This window comes from Gluconobacter albidus, from assembly GCF_002723915.1.
In the GTDB taxonomy this organism is placed as follows: domain Bacteria; phylum Pseudomonadota; class Alphaproteobacteria; order Acetobacterales; family Acetobacteraceae; genus Gluconobacter; species Gluconobacter albidus.
Genome location: NZ_BEWL01000002.1, coordinates 65585 through 90914, shown reverse-complemented (window position 1 = coordinate 90914; position 25330 = coordinate 65585). Strand labels below are relative to the sequence as shown.

Genomic DNA, 25330 nt, shown 5'->3' with positions numbered 1-25330 from the left:
CAGAGCCAAAAGCTTTGCGAAAGGCATGAGAGAATTGAGATTTTCTTCCCGCAGCCTCTAGATCTGCGGATCGCTGATCCTGCCTCCCATGGCCGCCACCAGCTTCTTTCCTGCCGGGCTCTGCATGGAGGCTGCATCAAAATCGGACGGCTGTTTCAGACGCGGCGTATAGGTTCCGGCGCGTTTTTCGCTGAGATACCGCGCGGCGGCCCGTACCGCGAAAAGCCCCAGAACACCCTGCACATCAGGCGGCGAAACACGCGTCGTCAGGGCCGCCTGAACAGCCGGCGTTACGGCGGGAGAGCGCACGTTCCGCCCATAAGTCGCGGCCAGAACCGCAGCCAGGGCCCTCTCCGGATCACCCGTTTGCGCGATCTTTCCCGCAACCCAGTCGATGGCCTGAGCAGCATCGGGGCCATTCAGCAGAATTTCACCCAGCACAGCCCTGATCACCACAGACGGCTCTTTTCCAAATGCCAATGCCACATCATGAGTGGTCCGGGCATCCAGCGGCGTCTGCACCGCAAGAATACCCGTAGCCGCCCAGTACCGCACGGCTTCGCTGTCATTTCCAAGAGAGGCCCTGAACGCCGGAAGATGTTCCGCGCTACGCTGGATCACCTTCGCCCCCAGCGCCATCAGCGCAGGCAACGGATAAGCGCCAGGCTCGCGGCTTGCCTGATACCCCTGATGTCGCAGCCCTTCCGCAAGGAACGCATTATCGTTGATCGCAATCATCTGCGCATCCAGCACACCACGCAGATGTTGCAGTGCAGCTTGGTGCGCCGGATCGTCGATCAGGTTGCTGATCTGATGCGGGTCATCCGCAAGATCATAAAGCTCCTCACCCGGCTTGGCCTGCCAGAAGGCTGCCTGAACGGGATCAAGGCGCCCCGCCAGCCACTCCTCTTCCCACGACTGGTAACCGCGACCTTTCCACTCATACGCATTATGCTGTCCGTAAATGCGATGCGGCATGTAGTTGCGGATATAGCGGTAACGCCCACTCCGGACCGTTCGTATCAGATCCAGCCGTTCATCCATCCGGTTGCGACCGCTGAACACATGTTCGCGTGGCGGGGGAACGTGCTGCCCCAGAAACGGCTGTCCCTGCATATGTCGGGGAATTGCTGCCCCTGCCAGCGACAGTGTCGTCGGCGCCATATCCACCAGACTCACAAGATCCGGACTGACCTGCCCGGCCGCACGTTGCGCAAAATGCTGGAATTTCTTTGGAAACCGCACGATCAGAGGCACGTGCAGCCCCCCTTCATAACAGTAGCGCTTCGTTCTGGGCTGCACCCCGCCATGATCGGCGAAAAACATGACGATCGTGTCCTGAGCCAGACCGTCCTGTTCAAGCTCGTCCAGAATATGAGCCACAGCCCTGTCCTGCCGGTTCACCATGTCGATGTTGCGCGCAATAGAATCCCTGATATCGGGCGTGTCCGGCAGATAGGGCGGAATATGGACCTGCGCAGGATCAGTCACGGTCGCGCCCGTCTCAAACAGATGGGATTCATGCGTGATGAGATAATTGTAGACCGAGAAAAAGGGTTTCCCCGCCGGGCGGTTCCGCCAGTGCGCTATCACCGAACACTCATCCCAGATCATCGCAGGATCAAGGTCACAGTTGTAGTCGGTAAAGACGTTATTGGTGCAGTAATACCCCGCCCCACGCATCAGTTCCGGAAGGCTCTCGAACTGTCCTGCAATGCGGGCCACAGCGCGCATGTTTTCCGCCGGTCCACAGCTTTGCGGATACAGCCCCGTGACCAGCGAGAAACGCGACGGAGAGCAGACCGGGGCGGTGGCATAGACGCTGTCAAAGCGGTTTCCCTCGCGGGCCAGCGCGTCAATCGTCGGCGTCACCGCCAGAGGGTTGCCGTAACATCCCAGAAGAGGCGCATGGATATCATGGCAGACGATCCAGATAATGTTCGGCTTCCGGTCTGCCGGGGTCTCTGACGCGGCAGAGATGGTCTTCGCCCTGGCACCAGCACCGGCCGAAAACGCCACACCGGCCGCGCCCGTCGTCGCCAGAAGATGACGGCGGCTCACCGCTCTGGAGGGTCGATCCATACTCACAGATCCACCACAGCCGATGACGCACATCTGAAACCGATATGACCGAGAGAGCTGTCAGGCGTCGTATGGGTCCGTGCCGAATTGCGATACCGGTTGCAATAGGAATGATGGCACATATGCGATCCCCCCCGGATCACCCTGTCCGTCCCCTCGGGTGGTCCTGAAGGATTGCATCGCGTCAGGGCATTTTCAGCCTGATGCCAGACCGGGCTCCAGAAATCGGAGCACCATTCCCACGTATTGCCCACCATGTTGTAAAGGCCGTATCCATTCGGCGGAAATGCGGTAACGGGCACGGTCGTCACATGCCCATCCTGCCGGGTGTTCTCATCAGGGAAACGTCCCTGCCAGATGTTGCACTGCGCCTCCCCATCAGGACGCAGTTCATTTCCCCAGGGGTAACGGAAATTCTGCATCCGGCCCCGCGCGGCAATTTCCCATTCCGCTTCCGTCGGCAAACGCTTGCCCGCCCAGACCGCATAGGCGGCCGCATCATTCCACGACACATGCACGACCGGATGATCCTGCCGGGCCGAAATATGCGACCCCGACCCTTCAGGATGACGCCACTGCGCGCCACGGACCGGCAGCCACCACGGCGTCTGCGGAACAGAACCGCGCAGACGGCGCTTCTTTGCTGTCGCCGTCGCCACTCCTTCGAAAACGAACGACCACCCCTCCGCTTCAGCTTCCGTCACATACCCCGTAGCTGCGACAAAGGCCGCAAACTGCCGGTTGCTGACGGCATATCTGTCGATCCAGAAAGCATTGACCTCCACGAGCCGGACCGGCCCCTCGCCATCCGCGACATGGGTTTCGGAATCATCAGCGCCAATCTGGTGCGTCCCCTCCCCGATCAGCACCATGTCCTCATAGCCCGAGACACGGCAGGGCTGACGGTCCTGAAACACCGGAACGGACAGCGCGCGCGAAGACGCCCGTGCCGCCTGCGGAACGCAGCACGCTTTTTTCGGGTGAGCAGAAGCGGAGCCGAAGGTCATTAAACTGATCCTGATAGTTTTATTTTTTAAAAACTCTATTTCATAGTTATTGAAAACACAAACCCTTCGGCGTTTTCAATCCCGCGTTGCAGAATCGTTCTGTTTTCTTATGAAATCTTTGTTTTTCAGCCGATTTTCAAGAATCGATCCGGGACACGCTTGACGGCAATAGGCAGATCTATAATCAAAATGATATCGTTGTTTTAATTAATAACGTTTTGTTTTTGTTATACAGATCGACCCGACATTCCCCTGCTCCCGAAGGCTCATGGCCATGAAAATCCTGTCGTCCCGCCGTTACACCCTCAAAGGAACACTGGCTCTCGCCGCAGCCCTCATCGCAGGTCCGTGCCTGTCCGCCGCACATGCTGCGGATTACCACCTTCTGAATGTGTCCTATGACCCGACGCGCGAGCTTTACAGCGACATCAACCATGCCTTCCCGGCCTTCTGGTCCCGGACCCATAGCGGAGACAGCGTTGTCGTAACGTCATCACATGGCGGCTCCGGCGCGCAGGCACGCTCGGTTCTGGAGGGCGCACCAGCGGATGTCGTAACGCTGGGTCTCGCATACGATATTGATATTCTGGCCCAGAACGGCCTTCTGGCTACAGACTGGCAGAAACGCCTGCCGCACAATTCAACACCCTATACCAGCACGATCGTGTTCCTCGTGCGTAAAGGCAATCCAAAGAACATCCACGACTGGCCCGATCTGATCCGCGACGGCATTCAGGTTGTTACCCCAAATCCCAAGACATCCGGGGGCGCACGGTGGAACTATCTGGCCGCATGGGGCTGGGCACTCCATCAGCCCGGCGGGACGGAACAGTCCGCAACAGCGTACCTTAAAGCGCTCTTTGCGCATGTCCCCGTTCTTGATACGGGCGCGCGTGGCGCCACCAACAGCTTCGTCCAGCGCGGCTTGGGCGATGTTCTGATCGCATGGGAAGACGAAGCCCTGCTGGCCTCGCGCGATCTGGGGCCGGACAAATTCGATATTGTTGTGCCCCCCCTCACCATTCTCGCCGAACCTCCCGTCGCCACCGTGGACCGCAACGTGCAGGAACACGGAACCGAAGCCGTCTCTCGCGCCTATCTGGACTTCCTGTTCTCCCCAGAAGGCCAGCGGATCGGCGCCAGACACTATTTCCGCCCCGTGGACCCTGCGATTCAGGCCGAAACAGCCGCAGTCTTCCCACACACCACAACCTTCGACGTCGCCAGCCTGGGCGGCTGGACCCGCCTGCAGAAAGCCCATTTCTCGGACGGCGGCGTGTTCGACCAGATCTACAGCCACTGAGTGTGAAACCCCTGACCGTGACGGGCCTGCGTTATTTCCCGCGCCGACGCCAGACATTACCCGGCTTTTCACTGTCGCTGGGCCTGACCCTGCTCTGGACCGGGCTGCTCGTCGTGCTCCCCCTGACGGCCCTGCTGCTCCGGCCCTGGCAGCACGGCATCGGCCCGATGCTCCATGCGCTGCATGACGCACGCATGTATGCCGCCCTGCGGGTCAGTTTTATCTGCGCCTTCCTGGCGGTCCTCATTGACCTGCCGATCGGCCTGCTGCTGGCCTGGACCCTCGTCCGCTACCGCCCGCCCGGCCATCGCGCCGTAGACGCCCTGATCGACCTCCCCTTCGCAATTCCCACAGCCGTGACCGGCATCGCTCTGGCCACCCTTTACGGCCCCGGCGGATGGATCGGCGCCCCTGCAGGAAAATTGGGACTGAAACTCGCCTTTTCTCCCGCCGGGATTGTCATCGCGCTGACCTTCATCGGACTGCCTTTCATCGTCCGCTCCGTCGAACCCGTGCTTCGCAGCTTTCCCAAAGATGTCGAAGAAGCCGCTTTCCTTCTGGGCGCATCGGGATGGCAGCGTTTCTGCCGTATTCTCCTGCCCGCTCTCGCCCCCCCGCTTCTGAGCGGTGCAGGGCTCGCCTTTGCACGGGGCATCGGGGAATACGGCTCCGTCATCTTCATTGCGGGCAACCAGCCTTTCCACAGCGAGGTCACACCGCTGCTGATTGTCATGCGGCTTCAGGAATTCAACTATGATGGCGCAACCTCAATCGCGCTGATCCTGCTCGTCACGGCCCTGCTCTGCCTCGTTGCCGTCAGCCATCTGCGTCGTTCGGTTTCTTCCGGACTGGTCCGCGAGGACAGCGCATGACCAGTCAGTCTTCCCGGATAATCCCCATTGTCCTGACCCTGCTCAGCTACACCATAATCGGTCTTCTCATCGTCCTGCCTGTGGCCCTGATCCTGCACGAAGCCCTGCGTCAGGGCCTGCATACGGCTTTTGAAACACTGAAAGACCCGGAAGCCCGATCCGCCATCCGCCTGACCGCCTGCGTCACCGCCATCGTGACGGTCATCAACACGGCAGGCGGCATCGCTGCGGCCTGGACATTGACGAAGTACGACTTCCGAGGTGCCCGCCTTCTGGTGAGCCTGATCGAACTTCCCATCAGCGTTTCTCCCGTGATTGCGGGGCTGGTCTGGCTGTTGCTTTTCGGCCGACAGGGATGGTGGGGAAACTGGCTCGGCCATCACGGCCTGCACATCGCCTTCGCCGTCCCCGGCATCGTTCTTGCGACGCTCTTCGTAACCTTCCCCTACGTCGCGCGTACCCTCATGCCCTATATGGAACAGCAGGGCCGTGCCGCCGAAGAAGCCGCCTTCCTGTTCGGCGCGGGCTTCTGGAAAACCCTGATCCACGTCACACTCCCAGACGCAGGCTGGGCGCTTCTTTCGGGAGTTCTTCTCACGACAGCCCGCGCCATGGGGGAATTCGGCGCAGTCGCCGTCATCTCCGGCCACATCCCCGGCGTCACCGAAACCATGCCGCTCCATATCGAGACCCTCTATAACGGCTACCAGTCCGTAGCAGCCTTCGCGATGGCGGCCCTTCTCGTCCTTGTCGCAATGACAACGGTCCTGATCCGCATGTTTCTCGAGCGTTCTTTCAGAAAACAGCATCCATGAGCATCACTCTCGAAGCCTTCACGCAATACGCCCCCCGCTCTTCGCGCAAACTGCTCGATAACATCGCGCTAACCGTCGAAGACCGCGCGTTCGTCGCGCTTGTCGGGCCATCCGGAGCCGGAAAAACCACCCTGCTCAGAGCCATTGCAGGCCTTTCCTCCCATTCCGAAGGCACGCTTCTGATCGACGGCCTTCCCATCCACGACCGCCCCGTACAGGACCGGGGCATCGGGTTCGTCTTCCAGAACTATGCCCTGTTCCGACACATGACCGTGGCCCGGAACATCGCCTTTGGCCTCGACGTCCTGCCCCGCGCGCGGCGCCCCGATCGCGCCGCCATCCAGCGCCGCGTCACCGAACTTCTGGACCTCATCCAGCTTCCCCATCTCGCAAAAGCCTATCCGGACCAGCTTTCCGGCGGCCAGAGACAACGCGTGGCCCTTGCCCGCGCACTGGCAACCGGCCCCAGACTTCTCCTGCTCGATGAACCCTTCGGCGCCCTGGACCCTCTGGTCCGCCGTGACATCCGCCGCTGGCTCCGGGACCTGCACGACCGGATGAACCTGACGACCATTCTCGTCACCCATGACCACGAAGAAGCCATGGACGTCGCAGACACGCTCGTCGTCATGCAGGAGGGCCGCATCGTTCAGGCCGCCGAAGCCTCCACCCTGAATGCTGCCCCCCAAACGCCCTTTGTGATGGAGTTTCTGGGCGAAACCCTCAAATTTCAGGGTACCGTCCGGTCTGGTCAGTTCGTTCCGGACAACCCCGACATCGCCCCTTTCCCGTTCGAGGGGCCAGACGGAAACGCGACCGCTTTTATCCGCCCACATGACGTCTTCCTCCTGCCCGGGGCTGGACAGGCTTCCGTGGAAAAACGCCCCCATTTTTCCAACGGGCTTTTCCGCTACCAGATCGTTACCGCCGAGGCCGCATTTGAAATGATTACACCCACAGACCTCTCCCCACAGGAGATGCAGAATGTCCGCGTCGACATCAGCCGCGGAAAAATTTTCTATCCCGCTGCTGCGTCAGAAGACCCTCCGAAGCCAGCCTGAGCGGGCCATTCATATCTGCACGTCAAAGGTCGTCGTCCATTCCGATCGCTCGCCAGCCTGGCTCAGGACCAGCGTCCCGCCATGTCCCCTGACAATCTGGCGTGCCAGAGGCAGTCCGATCCCGTTGCCGCCCGCCTTGAACGAGACGAACGGCTCGAAAACCTGTTCCCGCAGCGCTGCATCAATCCCTGAACCATTATCGCGGATTCTGATCAGAACGGCATGATCGGCCATTTCAACAGCCAGTTGCACTCGGGGTGCAGACTGTCCCAGAGCAGCCTCGGCCCCGTTGTTCAGAAGATTCATGAGCGCCTGCTCCATCTGCGCGGCATCAAGCCGGACCATGAGCCGCCCCGCAGGCACCACCACGTCAAGCACCGCGCGCGCGCCCCAGCGCGCCATAAAAAGCGTGGCAATTTCACGCACCAGCGCGCCAAGGTCTGCGGGTTTCAGATCCGGTCTGGGCAAACGCGCCAGATCGCGATAGCCGCGCACGAAACGATCCAGCCCCTCTGCACGACGCCGGATCGTCCCAAGAGCCTCCGCAATCAATGGCGCGGTCTCATGGCTGCTGCCTGCCGGTCCCCGGCATTCGGAAAACAGCTCCTCGGCCGTGGCGGACAGGGAAACGATGGGTGTGAGGGAATTCATGATCTCGTGGCTGAGCACCTGAAGAAGATCACGCAGCGCCTGAGCTTCCGCAGCGTTCAACCCGGCCTCGATGTCCGTGAGCGCCAGATACGCAACAATCCCTCCTGCCCCGGCACCTTTTCCGACCGACAGCGCATAGACCCGCGGCGCACTCCCGGCGGATGGCAGACGGATCAGGCGTTTTTCCGGCCCCGACGCCTCCTTCTCCAAAGCCGCAATGAGAGCTTCGGGTGGCTCACGCAGGACCCCTTCCGTCATGAACAGACGCCGCGCCGCACGATTGGCCGCATGCAGAGTCCCATCCACATACTGGACCAGAAGCGGCACAGGCGCATGATCGAGCAGCGCCCGGTTCCGCAGCTTTTCCCGATCAACTGGACGCACGACGGAAGGCTCGTGCCGTTTCAGACGCCGCGTCACCCGGATCTGCGCCGCGACAACGGACCCCGCACAGATCAGCCCCACGCAGGCAGACAGCAGGGCCGTCGCATAAAACCCCCGCTGCCAGGCCGGAATAGTCAGCAGACAGGCCGCCACGATACCGCAAAGCCGCAGGAACGTCTCAGCCACAGCGCGCATCTAAAGCCCGTACCGTGCCATACGACGATACAGCGCCGGTCTGGTCAGACCCAGTTCCCGCGCAGCCTGCGTCACATTGAATCCATGCTTGCGCAACGCCGTCTCGATCAGGGATCGCTCGGTATCGCGCAGCGTCAGCGCTGTGTTCGGAACCGCTTCGGCCTCTTCGGAAGCCGTTTCCCATGTCCCGGTGAGTACAGCCCGCTCAACCAACGCACGCAGACCGCGCACATTCTGAGACCACTCTTCCTCACACAGCAACCGAAGCCGGCTCTCGTCCATTCGAGGTTCGGCAAGTCCATGCCGGGCCGCGAAATACCGCAGGAAATGCGCGCTCAGAGCAACGATATCGTCCGCTCGCCCGTGGAGGGGAGAAAGGGTCAGTCCGACCATTCCCAGATGCAGCATCAGCCGCGGATCAAGCATATCCTCCAGATTCGCATGATCGCGCGAGGACAGAGCAATCACCCGGGGTGCCACGCGTGCGTCCAGCCTGTCCGCCAGACGGCGCTGCATGCGCGCAGACAGCGCCTCGATATTGCGAAAGATCCACGTTCCCCGCCCTTCCGGCAAAGCCTCGCAATCCTCCGCACGGAGCATCACCGCAGGATCGTCTTCATAAGAAAGAGCATGAATGCGCCGCGCCAGCAGCATCTTCCCGACACCCGGCGCACCCGTGATGATCAGTGACGCGCGGGTCACAGCCAGACGGTCCGCTTCGGCAACGGTCCTCCTCAGATCATCGGACGCTACAATCAGAGCGGGTTCCGCCTCACTCGCCTGACAGGCCCGGCATTTCTTCAGCGTCCCCTCGACCAGCGCCAGAAGGCGCTCGTTATTCCAGGGCTTCATAACGAAATCGACAGCCCCCGCGCGCATCGCCGCAACAGCAATCGTCACGCCACTATGGCCGGTCACGACAATCACCGGCAGGTCCGGACGCAGGACCAGCATGTCCCTGAGCAGGGCCAGCCCTTCGGCACCAGCAGTCATTCCTTTCGTATAATTGAGATCGAGCAGCACGAGATCGACAGGAAACGACGCCAGCTGCGTCAACGCCTCATCCGCCCCATGCGCGGAAAGAATGTCCAGCCCGCTGCGACGGAACAGCAGACGGGCCGCAACCTGCACATCGCGATCGTCATCAACGAAAAGAAGACACGGTGCCGGAGGGGCGGATTCCCCCGATTCGTTTCGGATTGCGTTCATTATGATCTTGACAGACCTCTCAGGGGTGTCCGGTTCCGGACACCCTGTTCGAAACCGGACATACCCGTAAAATCAGAATCAATTTTATCGTTATTTATCAATAAGTTAAATTCCATTTCCACCATGATACACTGTTTGCCAACAGGAGAAACAGTGCATGGATCAACCCGTTTCCAAAGCCCCGCCGAACGCCGCACTCCGCCCTGCATCCGGTGCCGTCATGGACCGGGCAGTCGCCCCATCGCGGAGCAGGATCCTGTCCCGGCGGGCTCTGCGTTATGGTGCCCCCGTCGCGGTTGCGGGCCTGATCTGGGCCGGGTGGCGACTCGTCCCGGCATCGGGAACGCTTTCGGTCTCCCAGGACCAGTTAACAGTTGCGACCGTCCGGTCCGCGCCATTTCTCGACTACCTTCCCGTCCGCGCCACCGTGGCCCCGCTCAACGTGACCTTCATTGATGCCATTCAGGGCGGCGAAGTGTCCGAAGTCGTGGCAAAGGACGGCGCGCTCGTGAAAAAGGGAGACGTTCTGGCGCATCTGACCAACCCTCAGCTCCAGCTCGACGTCACCTCCCGCGAAGCCCAGATCGCAAGCCAGCTCGGAGCAGTCAGCGCCCAGCGCCTCGCCCTGCAACAGACGCGCACGACCGAAGAAACACAGCGCGCGGAGGCCCGCTACAATCTGCTTAAGGCCCAGCGCGAACTCTCCATCCGCCAGCAGTTGCACGATCAGGGTTTTGAATCCGACGCCAACGTCCAGTCCTACCGCGACGAGGCAGACTATTACGCCCAGCGCCTGAAACGCCTCGAGAGCGCCCTGACGCAGGACCTGAAAGTCGCGGACCGGCAGGGTGGCGAAATCGACGAGGAAGCCCAGCGCCTGCGCTCCAATCTGGACGTGGTGGAAGCCAGTCTCGGAGCGCTCGACCTCCGTGCCCCGCTGGCTGGACGCCTGACCAATTTCGATCTCCAGCCGGGACAGTCTCTCAAGGCCGGAGACAAGATCGGACAGATCGACAGCGAAGGCCAGTACAGGCTCGATGCGGATATTGATGAATTCTATCTGGGCCGCGTCGCCGTCGGCGAGCGTGCCGAAGCCGATCTGGGCGACACGAAACTGCCCATGACCGTCTCACGGGTTCACCCACAGGTTACGAACGGTCAGTTCCGCGCGGAACTGACTTTCGACAGACCGCCACCAGCCGGATTGCGGCGCGGAGAGAGCGTCGATCTGCGCATCACGCTCGGAGAAACCCATCGCGCGCTCGTCCTGCCCAACGGCGCATGGCTGGAGGCCAGCGGCGGCTCCTCCGCCTTCGTCATGGCCTCGGGCGATCATGGCGCAGACCGCGTGTCAATCACGTCAGGTCGCCGCAATCCCGAACAGGTCGAGATCACGGGCGGCGTGCATGACGGCGACCGGGTGATCGTCTCTTCCTACAATTCCTACAAGAATTTCAGTCACCTCGCGATCCACTGACACAACGCATTGCAGGACCACACACCATGCTGATCGACCTCTCCCACATCCAGCGCCTTTATCGCTCCGACGAGGTGGAAACGACCGCCCTGCACGAGATCGACCTCCAGATCGAGAAAGGCGAGTTCGTCGCGATCATGGGCCCTTCAGGCTGCGGAAAATCCACGCTGCTCAACATCCTCGGCACGATCGACCGGCCAACCGGCGGCTCATACCGCTTCGACGACCATGAACTGACAGCGATGAACGAAGCCGAACTGGCGAAATTCCGCCGCGAACATCTGGGCTATGTGTTCCAGAGCTTCAACCTGATCGACGAACTGACGATCGAGGAGAACATCGAACTCGCCCTGATCTATCGCAACATGCCCAAAGCCGAGCGGCAAAGCCGTGTGTCCCATGCCATGGACCATGTCGGTATTGCCCATCGTGCGCGACATTACCCGTCCCAGCTCTCCGGCGGCCAGCAGCAGCGTGCGGCCATCGCCCGCGCCATCGTGGGCGAACCCAGCCTGATCCTGGCCGATGAACCGACGGGCAACCTCGACACCGAAAACGGCGCACAGGTGATGGACATCCTCCAGCGCCTGAACGACGAGGGCGCCACCATCATCATGGTCACACATTCCCCAAGCCACGCTGACCTCGCCCGCCGCCGCATCGACATGCTGGACGGACAGGTCGTGGTGTCAGTCCGCAACGCGATCTGATCTGGAACCCACATACGCCTTTGGGTTGGAACCTTCACGATGACATCCGCCGCGCAAATTTCCCCTGTTTTCACGGCCTTCTTTCGCCAGATGCGCCATCATCGGCTCTATACGGCCATCAACATCGCGGGCCTGGCCCTGGGGCTTGCGACCTGCCTCACCTTTGGGCTGATCGTCCGCTACGAATTCACGTTCGACCGGTGGCTCACCGATGCAGGCAACATCTATCGACTGGACGCCGTCAATGCGTCCGACGGGAAACCGGCGGAAATCGCGGATGCCCCTTTCCGGGTTTACGACGCGCTCCGGACAGCTTTCCCCGAAATCACACATGCCACGCGCATCCGCCCGGAGGGTATTTCCATCATCACGCCGGACGATATCCACTCGTCCAATGCGCTCTATGTCGATCCCGATTTCTTCGCGACCCTGCCCTACCCTCTCATCCGCGGCAATGCGGCCACCGCGCTGTCGGCACCAAACAGCATCGTTCTTTCAGAGGAACGCGCACAGGCCTATTTCCATACTGTCGACGTGGTCGGACGCAGGCTGAGTGTCGATCACGACGGCCGTAAGGCGGACCTCACCGTAACCGGTGTTCTCGGCCCGGTCCCGGGCAATACGACGCTCAGACCCGACATGCTGATCCCGATCGACAGTACGATGCTGGCCTCCCCGGCTTTCATGGAATGGGGGATCGAGGGCGGATATCTCTTCTTTCGTCTCCGCAGCCCCTCCGACGCCAGACACATGCAGAATGCGATGGTGCAGTTTTCCAACGACCATGTCCCCACACGGGTCCGGGAGAAAGGGGAATTACGGGACTGGCGGGTCCGCGGACTGCCTTCCGTACATTTCCTTGACGGGACGCTCGGCGCGTCGGACGCCAGCCGGAGTGGGGTCATCATGCTGGGCCTCATTGGCGTTCTGGCGCTCCTTTCCGCCCTCATCAACACGATCAATCTGTCCACCGCCCGCGGGCTGCTCCGCGCACGCGAAGTGGCGATGCGCAAGACGCTCGGCGCAACACGGAGCGATCTGATCGTCCAGTTCATGGGCGAAGCGATGCTGCTTGTTCTGTGCGCAGCAATCCCGGCCCTGGCCCTGATTGAAATCGCCATTCCGACGGTCAACGCGCTGGGAGGCTGGGACATCGTGATTCCTTACAGCCTTCTGCTGCCGGCACTTATGGGGCTGACGGTCATCGTAGGCCTGATGGCGGGCGCCTATCCGGCGCTCTGGCTTTCATCCTACCAGCCCGCAAAAGTCCTTGCGGCCTCGCGTATGGCAACAATGGGCCGCCTTGGCGCCATCGTCCGTCTCGGGCTGGTGGTCATGCAGTTCGGCTTTGCAATCGGATTGAGCGCCTCAAGCATGGTGATCCTGTGCCAGTCCAATTTTGTGCGGGACATGGATCGCGGTTTCGAAAGCAGCGGGCTGGCATTCATTCCATTCATCGACAATGTCGGCCCAGCGGCCACACAACTGGCACTCATGGACGCTTTTCGCAGCATTCCCGGCGTGACGACGGTGTCCAGTCTTTATACCATGCCAGGCGGTTTCGGGTTCTCCGCCGCGGATTATTTCTTTCCCGTCAACGCTCCTGACCGTCGCCCCCATCTCGAATGGCAGGATGTCGGCCGCGACTATTTCCGGCTGTTCAGACTTCACCTGATCGCGGGACGTCTGTTCGACGACGCACATGGCGAAGATGACCAGCAGAAAGGGGATGGCACGCACTCAGTCATCATTGATGTCAGTTCCGCACGCGCACTGGGCTACGCGACGCCGGAAGCCGCACTGGGCCAGACGATCCGCAAGGATACCGGCCAGACCTCATGGCAGGTGATTGGCGTGGTGAACAACGTGCGCCTCGGCTCCGCCCGCTGGGAAAACGTCCCCTCGATTTACTTCTACTCCTCAAAACCCAAACACTTCGCAAGCGCGGGCATCCGCTTTGAAAACCGTCCGAAACAGGATGTTAAAACCGCTCTTCAGGCGATCTGGCGGCAAAGAGCACCCGGTCTCGCATTCCGGGCCTTGCTGGCCACCGATCTGCTGTCCAATGACTATCGTGACGACGAACAGCGCGGCGAGCTTCTGGCTATCGGCGCGGGCGTTGCCATCTTCATCGCGGTGATGGGCATGTACGCTCTTGCCTCCTTCACCGTCGCCCGCCGGATGCTCGAAGTCGGAATCCGCAAGACGCTGGGTGCCACGACCGGCCGCGTTCTGGCTCTGCTGATGGGCCAGTTCCTCAGGCCTGTCGTGGGTGCAGGGCTGATCGGCTGTGCCCTGGCATGGATGGCGATGCGGAACTGGCTGTCCGGCTTCGAGGCGCGCATCACCCTCTCCCCCCTTTATTTCGCCTCGGTTTTCGTGGCGGCACTGCTTGTCGCCGCCCTGACCGTCCTGTTCCAGACCTTGCGTGTCGCCCGGGCCGAGCCTGCCCGTGCCCTGCGCGCGGAGTGACCGTCATGCCTCTCGCCATCCTGCGCAGCATCCTCCGTCAGGCCCGTCGTCAGCCGCTGTATCTGGCGCTCAACGTCATCGGGCTGGGGCTCGGCATGGCGGTCTGCCTCGTGCTGACCCTTCAGGTCCGCTACGAATACAGCTTCAACGCGACCATTCCCGACGCGGCGCATGTCCTTCGGCTGGACTCCCATCTTATATTCCCGGGAAGCGCACCGCAGGAATATGGCGATGTCCCGTTCATCGCCTTTCCGTTCCTGCACACCGATTTCCCACAGGTCGTTGATGCGACGCGCTATGAGGCGGATGATTACCAGCTCCATAACGGCGACCGAAGCGTCGCGGCCGGGACGTCCCTGGTGGACACGTCCTTTTTCGATGTCATCGCCCTCCCGCTTGAGCACGGCGACCCGCGTTCGGCCCTGAGCAGACCTGACGCCATCGTTCTATCCGCCGCCAAGGCACAGGCCCTGTTCGGCACAACGGACGTGATCGGGCGCACGATCACAGCCGATCATGAAGGGCATCACACCCGCCAGACGGTTACAGGCGTGCTGGCACGTGCCGCGGGTCCGGTCACGATCGCCCCGGATGCCATCACGCCCTTCCCGTCCGATGAAATGCAGAAACCACAGTTCACACGCTGGGGCTCAAGCTCGGGCAATATCTTCCTGCGCGTGCGGAACAAAGCCGACCGTACCGCCATCGCACGGAACCTGACCCGCTTCGTGATCGACCATGCCTCTGGCACGGCGAATGACGACGTCAGCGAAGGCGTCCACCCCGAACGTCGTTTTGCCCTGTCCCTCGTCAGCCTGCGCGAGACGCATTTCAATGACCTGCATGTTGTCGCGGGCGATGACGCGACCGATCGCTCAGTGGTGAATATTCTCGCACTGATCGGCGCGCTCGCGCTTCTCCTTGCAGTGCTTAACGCCATCAATCTCGCCACGGCCCGCTCTGGCCTTCGGGCGCGGGAGGTCGCCATCCGCAAGACGCTCGGCGCCACGCGAAAGACGCTGTTTGTCCAGTTCGTCGGCGAAGCGATCGCCAGTACCGCCATTGGCGGAGCACTCGCGCTTGCGCTGTGCGAGATCGCCCTGCCCTTCACGGCCGCCCTGACGGGGACGACTCTGCATATGGATTACGGCTTCACGCTTCCCTTCCTCCTCGCGGTCGTGCTGCTCACCGGTCTCGCCTGCGGAATTTACCCCGCACTCATCCTGTCATCCCATCAGCCCGCGCATGTTCTGGCGGCCACGCGCATGCCGTCTGACGGACGCGGGGCAACGCACCTGCGGAACGGTCTCGTCATCGTGCAGTTCGCCTTCGCGGTGGCTTTCGCCATCTGCACGCTGGTGGTGAACCGGCAGGCCCATTTCATGCAGTCACAGGATCTCGGCTTTGCCCGTGACGGCATTCTCATCAGCTCCGACATCATGACGAGCGACATCGGAAAGCAGCGGGCAATTCTCGAAGCCCTGCGCCATACGCTAGGCGTCGTCTCCGCATCGCTGTCAGAGCTAACCCCGAACATCGACAACCGCCACCGCTTCAACGTGACGCCTGTCGGCCCCCATCACGAAGACATTCATGTCCTCGGCGATACGGTCGTCGGAGACTACGCCACGACCTATCGCCCCCGCATGCTTGCAGGCCGGTGGTTCGACAACAGCCATGGCGAAGACGACAGCCCCGGCGACGAAGCGTTCCACAAGTCGTCCGGAAAAACATGGAACGTCGTCCTCAACCGCACGGCCATCTCCCGGCTGGGCTTTGCCTCACCGGAAAGCGCCATAGGCACGCCCCTCAAAAGCGGTCCCGTCACGCTGCGGGTCATCGGCGTCATGGAAGACATGCGCTTCGTCTCCGCCCGCGATGACGTCTCGCCACAGATCACGTTCAATTCAACCGCCGCCCTCGATTACCCCCACGCGTCGGTCCGCTTCTCGGGCGTGCCCGAAAACATCATGAAAACGCGTCTCAAATCGGCCTGGGACCCGGTTTTTCCTAATGATCCGACCGGCTTCGGCACGGTGCAGGACCGCATGTCCACGTTTTACATTACGGAGCAGCGCCGGGGATGGATGTTCTCCATCGCCTCGGGCATCGCAATCTTCATCGCCTGTCTGGGTCTGTACGGTCTGGCTTCCTTCACGGCCCTGCAGCGGACCCATGAGGTCGGAATCCGCAAAGCGCTCGGGGCCACGACCAACAACGTGCTGACCCTCATGCTCGGTGATTTCCTGCGCCCTGTCCTGCTGGCCTGCGCGATGGCAGCCCTTCCGGCCCTGTTCGTGGCGCGCTCTTGGCTGTCCGGTTTCCATCAGCGCATCGCGCTGTCCTGGCTCGATTTCGCAGCCGTCGTCCTTGTGACGCTCCTCATCGCCGCCCTCACCGTCCTCGGACAGACCCTGCGCCTCGCCCGTGCCGAACCGGCCCGCGCGCTCAGAGCGGAGTAAACGCCATGCTTTCCCATATCGCCCTCGTTTTCTGGCGCGGCATCCTCCAGCGCCGCCTGTTCACAACGCTGAACGTGCTGGGCATGGCGCTCGGCATGGCGACGTTCCTGACGCTTGCGCTGATCGTACGTTACGAATTCACCTTCGATCGCTGGATCCCCGATGCGGAGCACATCTACCGGCTGGATGCCTTCTCCGACAAAGAAGTCCCGGTCTCCAGCATCCGGCTGATCGACGCACTCCGCGCGGAGCATCCGGACTGGAACGCAACCGCGATCCTGCGTGGCTTCTCCGGAGCGACCGTCCGCATCAATGACAACGCCTGGGACGTTTTCATCGCCCGGACGGATGCTCACCTGTTCGATGTATTCACGCTCCCGCTGGCGGAGGGCGATCCGCGCACGGCCCTTGTTCCTGAAGGCGTGGTGCTGACACGCATGCAGGCGCGGCGTTTCTTCGGCCGGGATCACGATGTTCTTGGGAAGACGCTGGACATCACGCAGAAGGGCCGGACCGAACGGCTCCATGTCACCGGCGTCCTGAAGGACCTGCCGCCGAACACCACGCCACAGTTCGATCTTCTCGTCCCGACCTCCGCATCCGAAATGCAGGCCGGGTCCTCGTGGGAAATGAGCGCAGCCGAGACCTGGGTGCGGGTTGCGCCAGCTGTTGCGTCCCAGCTGCCCGATCTTCTCAGTGGTATCGTACAGCGTCATGCCGCCGGACTGTTGTCCGACGACGCCAAGGCGTTCAAAATTCGCGTACGCCCCCTCACGACGCTCCATTTCTTCGACGCGACCCTGGGCTGGGGCGGAACAGACAAACGCCTGCCGATCATTCTCGATGTCGTCGGGCTGCTCGCACTCGGGGCGGGACTGGTCAATTTCGTCACGCTCTCCACAGCCCTTGCCGCAACCCGCGCGCGGGAAGTCGCGATGCGCAAGGTGCTGGGCGCCACGGTCCTGACACTGGGACTGTCTTTCACGGCGGAGGCCATCGGTCTGGCCCTGATCGCGGCCGTCATCGCGCTCGTCCTGACCGAACTGACCCTCCCCTGGATCAGCACTCTGAGCGGCTGGCCGGTCGGCCTCGATTTTGGTTTCGCGCTGCCCCTGCTGCTGGCTTCCGCAATCATCGGCGGGGCCTGCGCGGGCGCCTATCCGTCCTGGATGCTCTCACGCTTCCGCCCGGCGGCCGTGCTCGCCTCGGCCCGGATGCCGGGAAGCGGGCGTCTTGGCAGCCGTCTGCGTGAGGGGCTGACCGTCGTGCAGTTTGCCTTTGCCGTGACGCTGACGATCTGCACACTGGTCATCTCGCGCCAGACCCATCTGCTCCAGACGATGGATCGCGGCTTTCACCAGTCCGGCCTCCTGATGAGCTATCTGCCGAACGAACAGGCCGAGCGCCTTCGCCAGCAACGCCTGAGCGATCTCGTCCGCGGCCTTCCCGGCGTCACCGGCGTCACAATTTCGGACGACGCACCCGGCGGCGGCACCGCAGGCATGACATTCGATACGACCCGTCCGGGACGTTCAGCCCCGCCTCCCCTACTGGCCGTAATCGCAATGCAGCCCTCCACGCTGCCTGTCTGGGGCGCACATCTCCTCGCCGGTCGTCTGTTCGACACGAGCCACGACTATGACAGCCGCGCAATGCCGGTCGCACCGTTCGACAGCTTTCTGGCCGGGCAGACCTGGACATTCGGCGCCCACAACGTCGTCCTCAACGAGTCCGCCATCCGTGCGCTCGGCTTTGCAGACGCTGCCAGCGCCATCGGAACGCCCATCACGCTGCACAACAAGGACATCCAGACGATCATCGGCGTGGTCGCGGACATGCGGTTCAAAAACAGCCGCGCCAGTGTCACGCCCGCACTGTATTACGCCGTGTCCGGCCCGATCGGTTACGGCGTGCTCTCCGTCCGCTTTGACCACGCCCCCGAAAACGCTGTCCGGACTGCGATCGCCACGGTGTGGAAGCAGGTCTATCCCGAAAGCGCACTGAACCTGCGCAGTGTCGGCGACATCATCGACGACGACACACGGCCCGAACAGCAGCGCGGAACGCTGATGATCGTCGCGTCCTTCGTGACGCTGTCGATTTCCTGCATCGGTCTGTACGGCATTGCCGTGTTCAACGTGCGACGCCGCCTGTTCGAGATCGGCGTCCGCAAGGTGCTCGGCGCAACGGCACAACAGGTCACACGGCTTCTGGTGCTGCAATTCCTGCGCCCCGTCCTGATCGCAAACCTCATCGCCTGGCCGGTCGCCTGGTGGGTGATGCGGGGCTGGCTGTCCGGGTTCGACCGGCGCATCAGCCTCTCCCCGCTCTATTTCGCCCTGACCGCGCTGATCGTGCTGACGCTCGCCACACTCACCACCCTGCTCCAGATCCGCCGCGGTGCCCGAAGCGCGCCCGCCATCGCTCTCAGCTCCCAGTAACACGCCCAGTAAGCCCCCCATACACTCCGCTTCTTCCGGACCCGATACGCCCATGACCCACCGTAAAGCCCTCCTTCTCGCCCTGCTGGCCTCGGTCCCCGCTCTTCTGCCCGCTCCCGCAGAGGCCCTGACGCTTCAGGAGGCGCTGGCCCTCGCCTATCGCAGCAATCCGACATTGCGGGGAGAACAGGCCAACCAGCGCGCCGTCACCGAAAACTCCGCGCAGGCCCGGTCCGGCTGGCGACCGACCGTTCAGGTCAACATGGACGCCTCCTACCAGCAGGGGCCTTACACCAGCGCCTTCGCGCTGGGGTCCTATACGTCCAACTCCGCCGAAGGGTATCTCTCCGCGAAACAGACGCTCTATTCTTTCGGTCACGTCGCCAATCAGGTCCGGGCGGCGGATGCGCGCTCGCGGGCGGAGCAGCACCAGTTGAGGCTCGTTGAAGCACAGGTCTTCACCGGCGTCGTGACGGCCTACATGAACGTCCTGCGCGACCGGAATATTCTCGATGTGCGCCAGGCCGATCTGGACATGCTGACACGTCAGGTACAGCTCACAACATCCCGCTACAACCTTGGCGGCCAACCCTCCGAGCAGGTCACACGCACGGATGTCGAACAGGCGGAAACCCGACGTCGTTCGGCGGAAGTCGCCGTCACGCAGGCTCAGGCCACGCTCGCAGCCTCGGTCGCGCAGTTCCGTGCGGTCATCGGAACGGAACCGGACACACTGACGATGCCGGACGGCCTGCCCGGCCTGCCCGAGACACTGGATCAGGCGCTGAGAACCGCACTGGCGCTCAATCCGCAGCTGATCCAGATGCAGGAAACCAGAAAAGCCACCGCCGCCGATATCGACACGGCGCGCTCGCAATGGGGCCCTCAGATTCAGGTGCAGGGAACGTTCGGAACGATCGGCCCGGCCTCCCCCTTCCACGGCGACCAGTATGGCGAACAGGTCACGGGCCTCGTCCAGCTCGTTCAGCCGATTTACAATGGCGACCTGTACAACTCCCAGATCCGTCAGGCCCGCAACAGGGACGAACAGGCCCGCGAAAGCGTCGAACTCGCCCGGCGCACCGCGTTGCAGGATGTGGCGACCAACTGGCACGCGGTCGAAAACGGATTGCAGGCCATCCGCGCCGGAACGGCGGAAGTCCGCTCCGGCGAGACCTCCCTCAAGGGCTATCAGATCGAATATGGCTACGGCCTGCGCAGCACGACCGACGTGCTCTACGCCGATCAGAACCTGCGCTCGGCACAGGTGGAACTCGCCGGCAGCCGCCACGACACCATCGTCGCCGAAGCCACCCTTCTCGCCTCGATGGGCCGTCTGCAGGCCGACGACCTGTTACCAAACCTTCCGCATTACGACGCCGCAGCGAAGCTCCAGCGCGCCCGCACGCGCGGCTGGGAACCCCTTCAGGCTCCGATCTCCGCCATCGACAAGGCCGGCTGGTAAGGAAAAACCCGATGTTCGCAGAGACCTTCAGAGCAACCTGGCGCACCCTTACCGCCCAGAAACGCTATACGCTTCTCAATCTGGCGGGTCTGGCGCTCGGCATCGCCGTGTTCCTCACGATGGCACTGATCGTGCGCTACGAAAACAGCTATGACGCCAGCGTTCCCAACGTCTCGCATCTCTATGCCGTGGACGAAGCCTTCCGCCCGGCCGGACACGCACCGGCCGACAGCGATTTCATCAGCTTCGTGCCTTTCCCGTTCCTGAAGCAGGACTTCCCGGAAATCAGCGCCGTCATCCGGATCATGCAGGAAACGCTCGTGGTGCGGGGCGGGGCACTCCTCGCGCAGGAAAAGGTGACGATGACGGACCCGGAGTTCTTTTCCGTCTTCGCACTGCCCCTTCTCGCCGGAGACCGCGCCACCGCACTGGATGGACCCGGTAAAGTCGTCATTTCAGCCGACATGGCACGAAAATATTTCGGGACCGAACAGGCACTGGGAAAGCGGCTGCGGATTGATAACGGCCAGACGGACGCGATCGTAACCGGTATTCTCGCCCCCCAGCCGCCGAACCAGACAATGGATTTCGACTTCATCGAGATCATTCCAACAGGCTGGCTCTCCAAACCTGCCTTCACGAACTGGGGTTCGCTCTGGGGCACGATCTGGGCCCGTATCGACGACCCGCGCGCCATTCCCCGCATCCGGGCCGGACTTGCGCACTATCCTGACACACACCCCGGAAACTGGACGAAGGACATGCTCCAGGACATGTTCGGGACTGGGGGTCTGGACCTGCTACCGCTGAAAGATTTCCATTTCCACGCGGCCGACATCGGAGAAGGCGGAAACAGCCGGGCCCTCATCCGCATTCTCGGCCTGATCGGACTGGCCGCGCTGGCCACGGCCATCATCAACTACGTCAATCTGGCCACGGCACGCTCGGCCCTGCGCGCGCGTGAGGTCGCAGTGCGCAAGGTACTGGGCGCAACACGCCCGCGCCTGATCGCACAGTTCATGATCGAAGCCTATCTGATGGTCATGATCGCCGCCATCCTCGGAACGGCACTAACGGAACTCGCCCTGCACTGGGTCAATCTGTGGGGCGGCTGGACCCTCTCGATGGACTGGGGATTCGTTCTGTCCATCGACGCACTGGTCGTGCTGGGTGCCGGAACACTGGCGGGCTTCTATCCCGCTCTGGTCATTTCCGGCTTTCGTCCCGCTGCCGTCCTCGCCGCCAGCAAAACCCCCGCAGGCGGCCGGATCGAAAGTGGACTGCGCTCCCTTCTGGTCGTGCTCCAGTTCAGCTTCGCCATGACACTCGCGATCTGCAGCCTCGTCATGGGTCTTCAGGCGCGTCATGTCCGGACACTGGATCGTGGCATGACGCAGGACGGGCTGATCGTCATCCCCGCGCTCGACGACGCATCTCTCCTCAGCCGCCAGCGCGACATCATGACGCGTCTGGCCCAGGTTCCGGGTGTCCGGATCGCGACACGCTCGGACATCTATCCCTATAACGCCGTCAACAACGAAGACTGGCTGCTCGTCGGCCATCCCGAAAAACACTCGATGAACTGGGGACGCGCAACGAAGGGGTATTTCGACGCGATCGGCGCGCATCTTCTCGCGGGGCGGTTTTTCGATCCCCATCATGGACAGGACTATCCCGCCAACCCGTTCACCGCCGGCAATGGCACCAGCGTCATCCTGACGCGCCTCGCCGCCGAACGCTTCGGGTTTGCGTCTCCGCAGACTGCCATCGGAAAAGATATTCAGGAATCAGGCGCGCCTCAGACCTATCATGTCATCGGCGTCATCGACGATATCCGGATCCATTCGGCAAACGCCCCCATGAAACCGCTGCTGTTCACAGGGGCCTCCGGCTCGTTCCCCTATATCGGCGGCCTGATCCGCTATAACGGTGCCTCCGCGCAGATCGAAATGGAGCGTCTTGCAAAAGCCTGGGCCGAAATCGCACCGGACGTCGCTTTCTCTGCCCGGACAGCGTCCGACCTCTTCGCCGAGGACTATCGTGCAGATGAAAGCCACGGCGCACTGTTCGGTATCGGATCGACGGTAGCCATCGCCATTGCCTGCCTCGGACTTTACGGTCTCTCGGCGTTCAATGTCTCAAGACGGCGCCAGGAAATCGGCATCCGCAAGGTCCTCGGTGCGGGAACGCGGGACGTGTTGTGGCTTCTCCTCACACAGTTTCTCCGCCCGGTCGCTTTCGCCAGCCTGATTGCATGGCCCGCCTCCTGGGGCCTCATGCGGATCTGGCTATCCACATTCGATGACCGGATCAGTCTGACGCCCCTACCCTTCCTCGCCGTTACGGCCGCCGCCATCTTCATCGCCGTCCTGACGATCATCACCCAGACCCGGCGCATCGCAACCCTGCCCCCCGCCACCGCCCTGCGCCAAAACGGATGACAGGCCGCACAAACAGCTTCCTGACGAAACCTAACCATGAATGAAATTCATAGAACAATGAAATAAAATCATTTTTGCTCACTGACCCTCTCGGGCATAACAGCGTCCAACGCGTCTCAACATAACCGGCCTGAAAACTGCCGATTGGAAGCTGCACACACGTAAAATTCTCTACAGATCCCCGTCATGATCTGGAGAATTTCTGCCCGAGCAAGGTGAAACAGGAATGTCTGCCGAATTTACGTTCTCTATCAAAAAAACCCGGTTTGACGAAGACTACACGCCTTCGGACGACACACGCCTGACAACCAATTTCGCCAATCTGGCCAGAGGTGAACACCGGCGGGAAAACCTGCAGAGAGTCCTGCAGATGATTGATAACCGCTTCAATTCCCTCGCGCACTGGGACAACCCCAGGGCAGATCGCTATTCTGTCGAGCTCGAAATCATTTCCATCGAAATGAACATCAACGCCGATGCAAAGCGTGACGTCTTTCCGCTCATTGAAATTCTCAACACGACCATTGTCGACAAGGTTAAAAACGAGCGGATCCCGGGCCTCTCCGGAAACAGTTTTTCTTCCTATGTTCGCGATTATGATTTCAGCGTCCTGCTTCTGAACCACAATCAGGGTCGGTCAGAATTCCAGGTTCCCGAGCATTACGGCGATCTGCATGGCAATCTGTTCAAGGCGGCGATCCATTCGGCTGACTACAAGGCCCTGTTTGGCAAGACGCCCGTCATCTGCCTGAGCGTTTCCAGCAACAGAACCTATCACCGGACCGAAAACCATCATCCGGTTCTGGGGACCGAATACGAACAGCGCGAATTTTCCCTGACCGATCAGTATTTCGGGAAAATGGGCATGAAAGTCCGGTATTTCATGCCTGCTTTTGCTACCGCGCCGCTGGCGTTCTATTTCATTGGCGATCTTCTGTCAGACTATTCCGATCTTGAACTGATCAGCACGATCAGCACGATGGAATCCTTCCAGAAAATCTATCGGCCGGAAATCTACAATACGAATTTCCCTGCATCCGACTGCTATCAGCCAACCCTGACGCATCAGGACTATTCGCTGACCCGCATCGTTTACGATCGTGAGGAGCGCAGCAGGCTGGCCGTTGAGCAGGGCGTGTTCACGGAAGAACGCTTCATCAAGCCGTATCAGGACATTCTGGGGCAGTGGTCTGCCAGCTTTCCTGCCTGATCCATCAAAAACACCAAGGCCGCAATCATCATGAAAACACTTCTCCCGACCTCGACCGCCGGCAGCCTGCCGAAACCTTCATGGCTTGCAAAGCCGGAAACCCTCTGGTCCCCCTGGAAACTGGAAGGTGAGGAACTGGTCGAAGGCAAGCAGGACGCCCTGCGCCTGACGCTGGACAACCAGAACCGTGCCGGCATTGATATCGTCAGCGACGGCGAACAGACGCGCCAGCATTTCGTCACGACGTTCATCGAGCATCTGAGCGGCGTCGATTTCGAAAACCGCCAGACGGTCAAGATTCGCAACCGTTACGACGCAAGCGTGCCGTCCGTCGTGGGCGCCGTATCGCGCGAAAAGCCCGTCTTTGTCGAGGACGCCAAGTTCCTGCGCAAGCTCACGGACAAGCCGATCAAATGGGCCCTCCCCGGCCCCATGACCATGATCGATACGCTGCATGATGCGCACTACAAGAGCCGTGAAAAGCTGGCCTGGGAGTTCGCCCGCATCCTGAACCAGGAAGCCCGTGAACTTGAAGCGGCTGGCGTGGACATCATCCAGTTCGATGAACCTGCCTTCAACGTTTTCTTCGACGAAGTGAATGACTGGGGCATCGCAACATTGGAAAAGGCCATTGAAGGCCTGAAATGCGAAACCGCTGTCCATATCTGCTACGGCTACGGCATCAAGGCGAATATCGACTGGAAGAACACTCTGGGCTCGGAGTGGAGACAGTACGAAGAGATTTTCCCCAAGCTGCAGCAGTCGAACATTGATCTGATTTCACTGGAATGCCAGAACTCGCGCGTTCCGATGGATCTCATCGAACTCATCCGCGGCAAGAAGGTGATGGTCGGCGCCATCGACGTGGCCACCAGCACCGTTGAAACACCGGAAGAAGTCGCCAGCACGCTGCGAAAGGCCCTCCAGTTCGTCGATGCGGACAAGCTGTATCCGTCGACCAACTGCGGAATGACCCCGCTGTCCCGACAGGTCGCAACGGGCAAGCTGAACGCCCTGAGCGCAGGTGCCGCAATCGTCCGGAAAGAACTTCTGGGCTGACCGGTCTGACGGAG

17 protein-coding genes are annotated in these 25330 nt (G+C 61.4%); 13 read left to right on the top strand and 4 right to left on the bottom strand.

Going from position 1 to position 25330, the window contains the following annotated elements; all coding sequences use genetic code 11:
* Positions 1-57: 57 nt before the first annotated feature.
* The gene (locus GAL01_RS03375; protein ID WP_062030972.1) at positions 58-2082 is read right to left on the bottom strand and encodes a sulfatase family protein; all 2025 of its coding nucleotides are present in this window, start codon (positions 2080-2082) and stop codon (positions 58-60) included.
* A 2-nt stretch (positions 2083-2084) separates the two neighbouring features.
* Positions 2085-3089 carry a formylglycine-generating enzyme family protein gene (locus GAL01_RS03370; RefSeq protein WP_062030970.1) on the bottom strand — a complete coding sequence of 335 codons (1005 nt, stop codon included), beginning with the start codon at positions 3087-3089 and terminating at the stop codon, positions 2085-2087.
* 268 nt (positions 3090-3357) lie between these two features.
* On the opposite strand from GAL01_RS03370, the gene GAL01_RS03365 reads away from it, so the two are divergent.
* The 4 genes from GAL01_RS03365 to GAL01_RS03350 are packed head-to-tail and all read left to right on the top strand — an operon-like array spanning position 3358 to position 7140.
* Positions 3358-4392, top strand: coding sequence for a sulfate ABC transporter substrate-binding protein (locus GAL01_RS03365; RefSeq protein WP_062030968.1), 1035 nt, complete (start codon positions 3358-3360; stop codon positions 4390-4392).
* Positions 4393-4403: 11 nt separating this feature from the next.
* Entirely contained in the window at positions 4404-5264 is an 861-nt protein-coding gene (gene cysT, locus GAL01_RS03360; RefSeq protein WP_373317659.1) for a sulfate ABC transporter permease subunit CysT, read from the top strand.
* Positions 5261-6079, top strand: a complete 819-nt coding sequence (locus GAL01_RS03355; protein WP_062030966.1) for a sulfate ABC transporter permease — start codon at positions 5261-5263, stop codon at positions 6077-6079. The genes cysT and GAL01_RS03355 overlap by 4 nt, the downstream gene beginning before the upstream one ends.
* A complete protein-coding gene (locus tag GAL01_RS03350) occupies positions 6076-7140 on the top strand; it encodes a sulfate/molybdate ABC transporter ATP-binding protein (RefSeq protein ID WP_062030964.1) in 1065 nt (354 codons plus the stop codon). Before GAL01_RS03355 ends, GAL01_RS03350 begins: the two co-directional genes overlap by 4 nt.
* Before the next feature lie 9 nt (positions 7141-7149).
* On the opposite strand, the gene GAL01_RS03345 is transcribed toward GAL01_RS03350, so the two are convergent.
* Both GAL01_RS03345 and GAL01_RS03340 read right to left on the bottom strand, forming a co-directional pair.
* Entirely contained in the window at positions 7150-8370 is a 1221-nt protein-coding gene (locus GAL01_RS03345; RefSeq protein ID WP_062030962.1) for a sensor histidine kinase, read from the bottom strand.
* On the bottom strand, positions 8371-9579 hold the full coding sequence (locus GAL01_RS03340) for a sigma-54-dependent transcriptional regulator (RefSeq protein ID WP_062030960.1): 1209 nt from the start codon (positions 9577-9579) through the stop codon (positions 8371-8373).
* Positions 9580-9736: 157 nt separating this feature from the next.
* Between GAL01_RS03340 and GAL01_RS03335 the strand changes: the two genes are divergently transcribed.
* From GAL01_RS03335 to GAL01_RS03295, 9 genes are all read left to right on the top strand, one after another.
* Positions 9737-11056 carry an efflux RND transporter periplasmic adaptor subunit gene (locus tag GAL01_RS03335; protein ID WP_231865377.1) on the top strand — a complete coding sequence of 440 codons (1320 nt, stop codon included), beginning with the start codon at positions 9737-9739 and terminating at the stop codon, positions 11054-11056.
* A gap of 26 nt (positions 11057-11082) precedes the next feature.
* Positions 11083-11766, top strand: a complete 684-nt coding sequence (locus GAL01_RS03330) for an ABC transporter ATP-binding protein (protein ID WP_062030958.1) — start codon at positions 11083-11085, stop codon at positions 11764-11766.
* Positions 11767-11805: 39 nt separating this feature from the next.
* On the top strand, positions 11806-14238 hold the full coding sequence (locus GAL01_RS03325) for an ABC transporter permease (protein ID WP_062030956.1): 2433 nt from the start codon (positions 11806-11808) through the stop codon (positions 14236-14238).
* 5 nt (positions 14239-14243) lie between these two features.
* Positions 14244-16700, top strand: a complete 2457-nt coding sequence (locus GAL01_RS03320) for an ABC transporter permease (RefSeq protein ID WP_062030954.1) — start codon at positions 14244-14246, stop codon at positions 16698-16700.
* A gap of 5 nt (positions 16701-16705) precedes the next feature.
* Entirely contained in the window at positions 16706-19141 is a 2436-nt protein-coding gene (locus tag GAL01_RS03315) for an ABC transporter permease (RefSeq protein ID WP_062030952.1), read from the top strand.
* 52 nt (positions 19142-19193) lie between these two features.
* Positions 19194-20606, top strand: coding sequence for a TolC family outer membrane protein (locus tag GAL01_RS03310; protein ID WP_099253081.1), 1413 nt, complete (start codon positions 19194-19196; stop codon positions 20604-20606).
* A gap of 11 nt (positions 20607-20617) precedes the next feature.
* Positions 20618-23047 (top strand): ABC transporter permease, encoded by a 2430-nt coding sequence (locus GAL01_RS03305; protein WP_062027299.1) that lies wholly within the window; start codon positions 20618-20620, stop codon positions 23045-23047.
* A 226-nt stretch (positions 23048-23273) separates the two neighbouring features.
* Positions 23274-24257, top strand: coding sequence for a DUF1852 domain-containing protein (locus tag GAL01_RS03300; protein ID WP_062027301.1), 984 nt, complete (start codon positions 23274-23276; stop codon positions 24255-24257).
* Between the two features lie 30 nt (positions 24258-24287).
* Positions 24288-25316, top strand: coding sequence for a methionine synthase (locus GAL01_RS03295; protein WP_062027303.1), 1029 nt, complete (start codon positions 24288-24290; stop codon positions 25314-25316).
* The last annotated feature ends 14 nt before the right edge of the window (positions 25317-25330 follow it).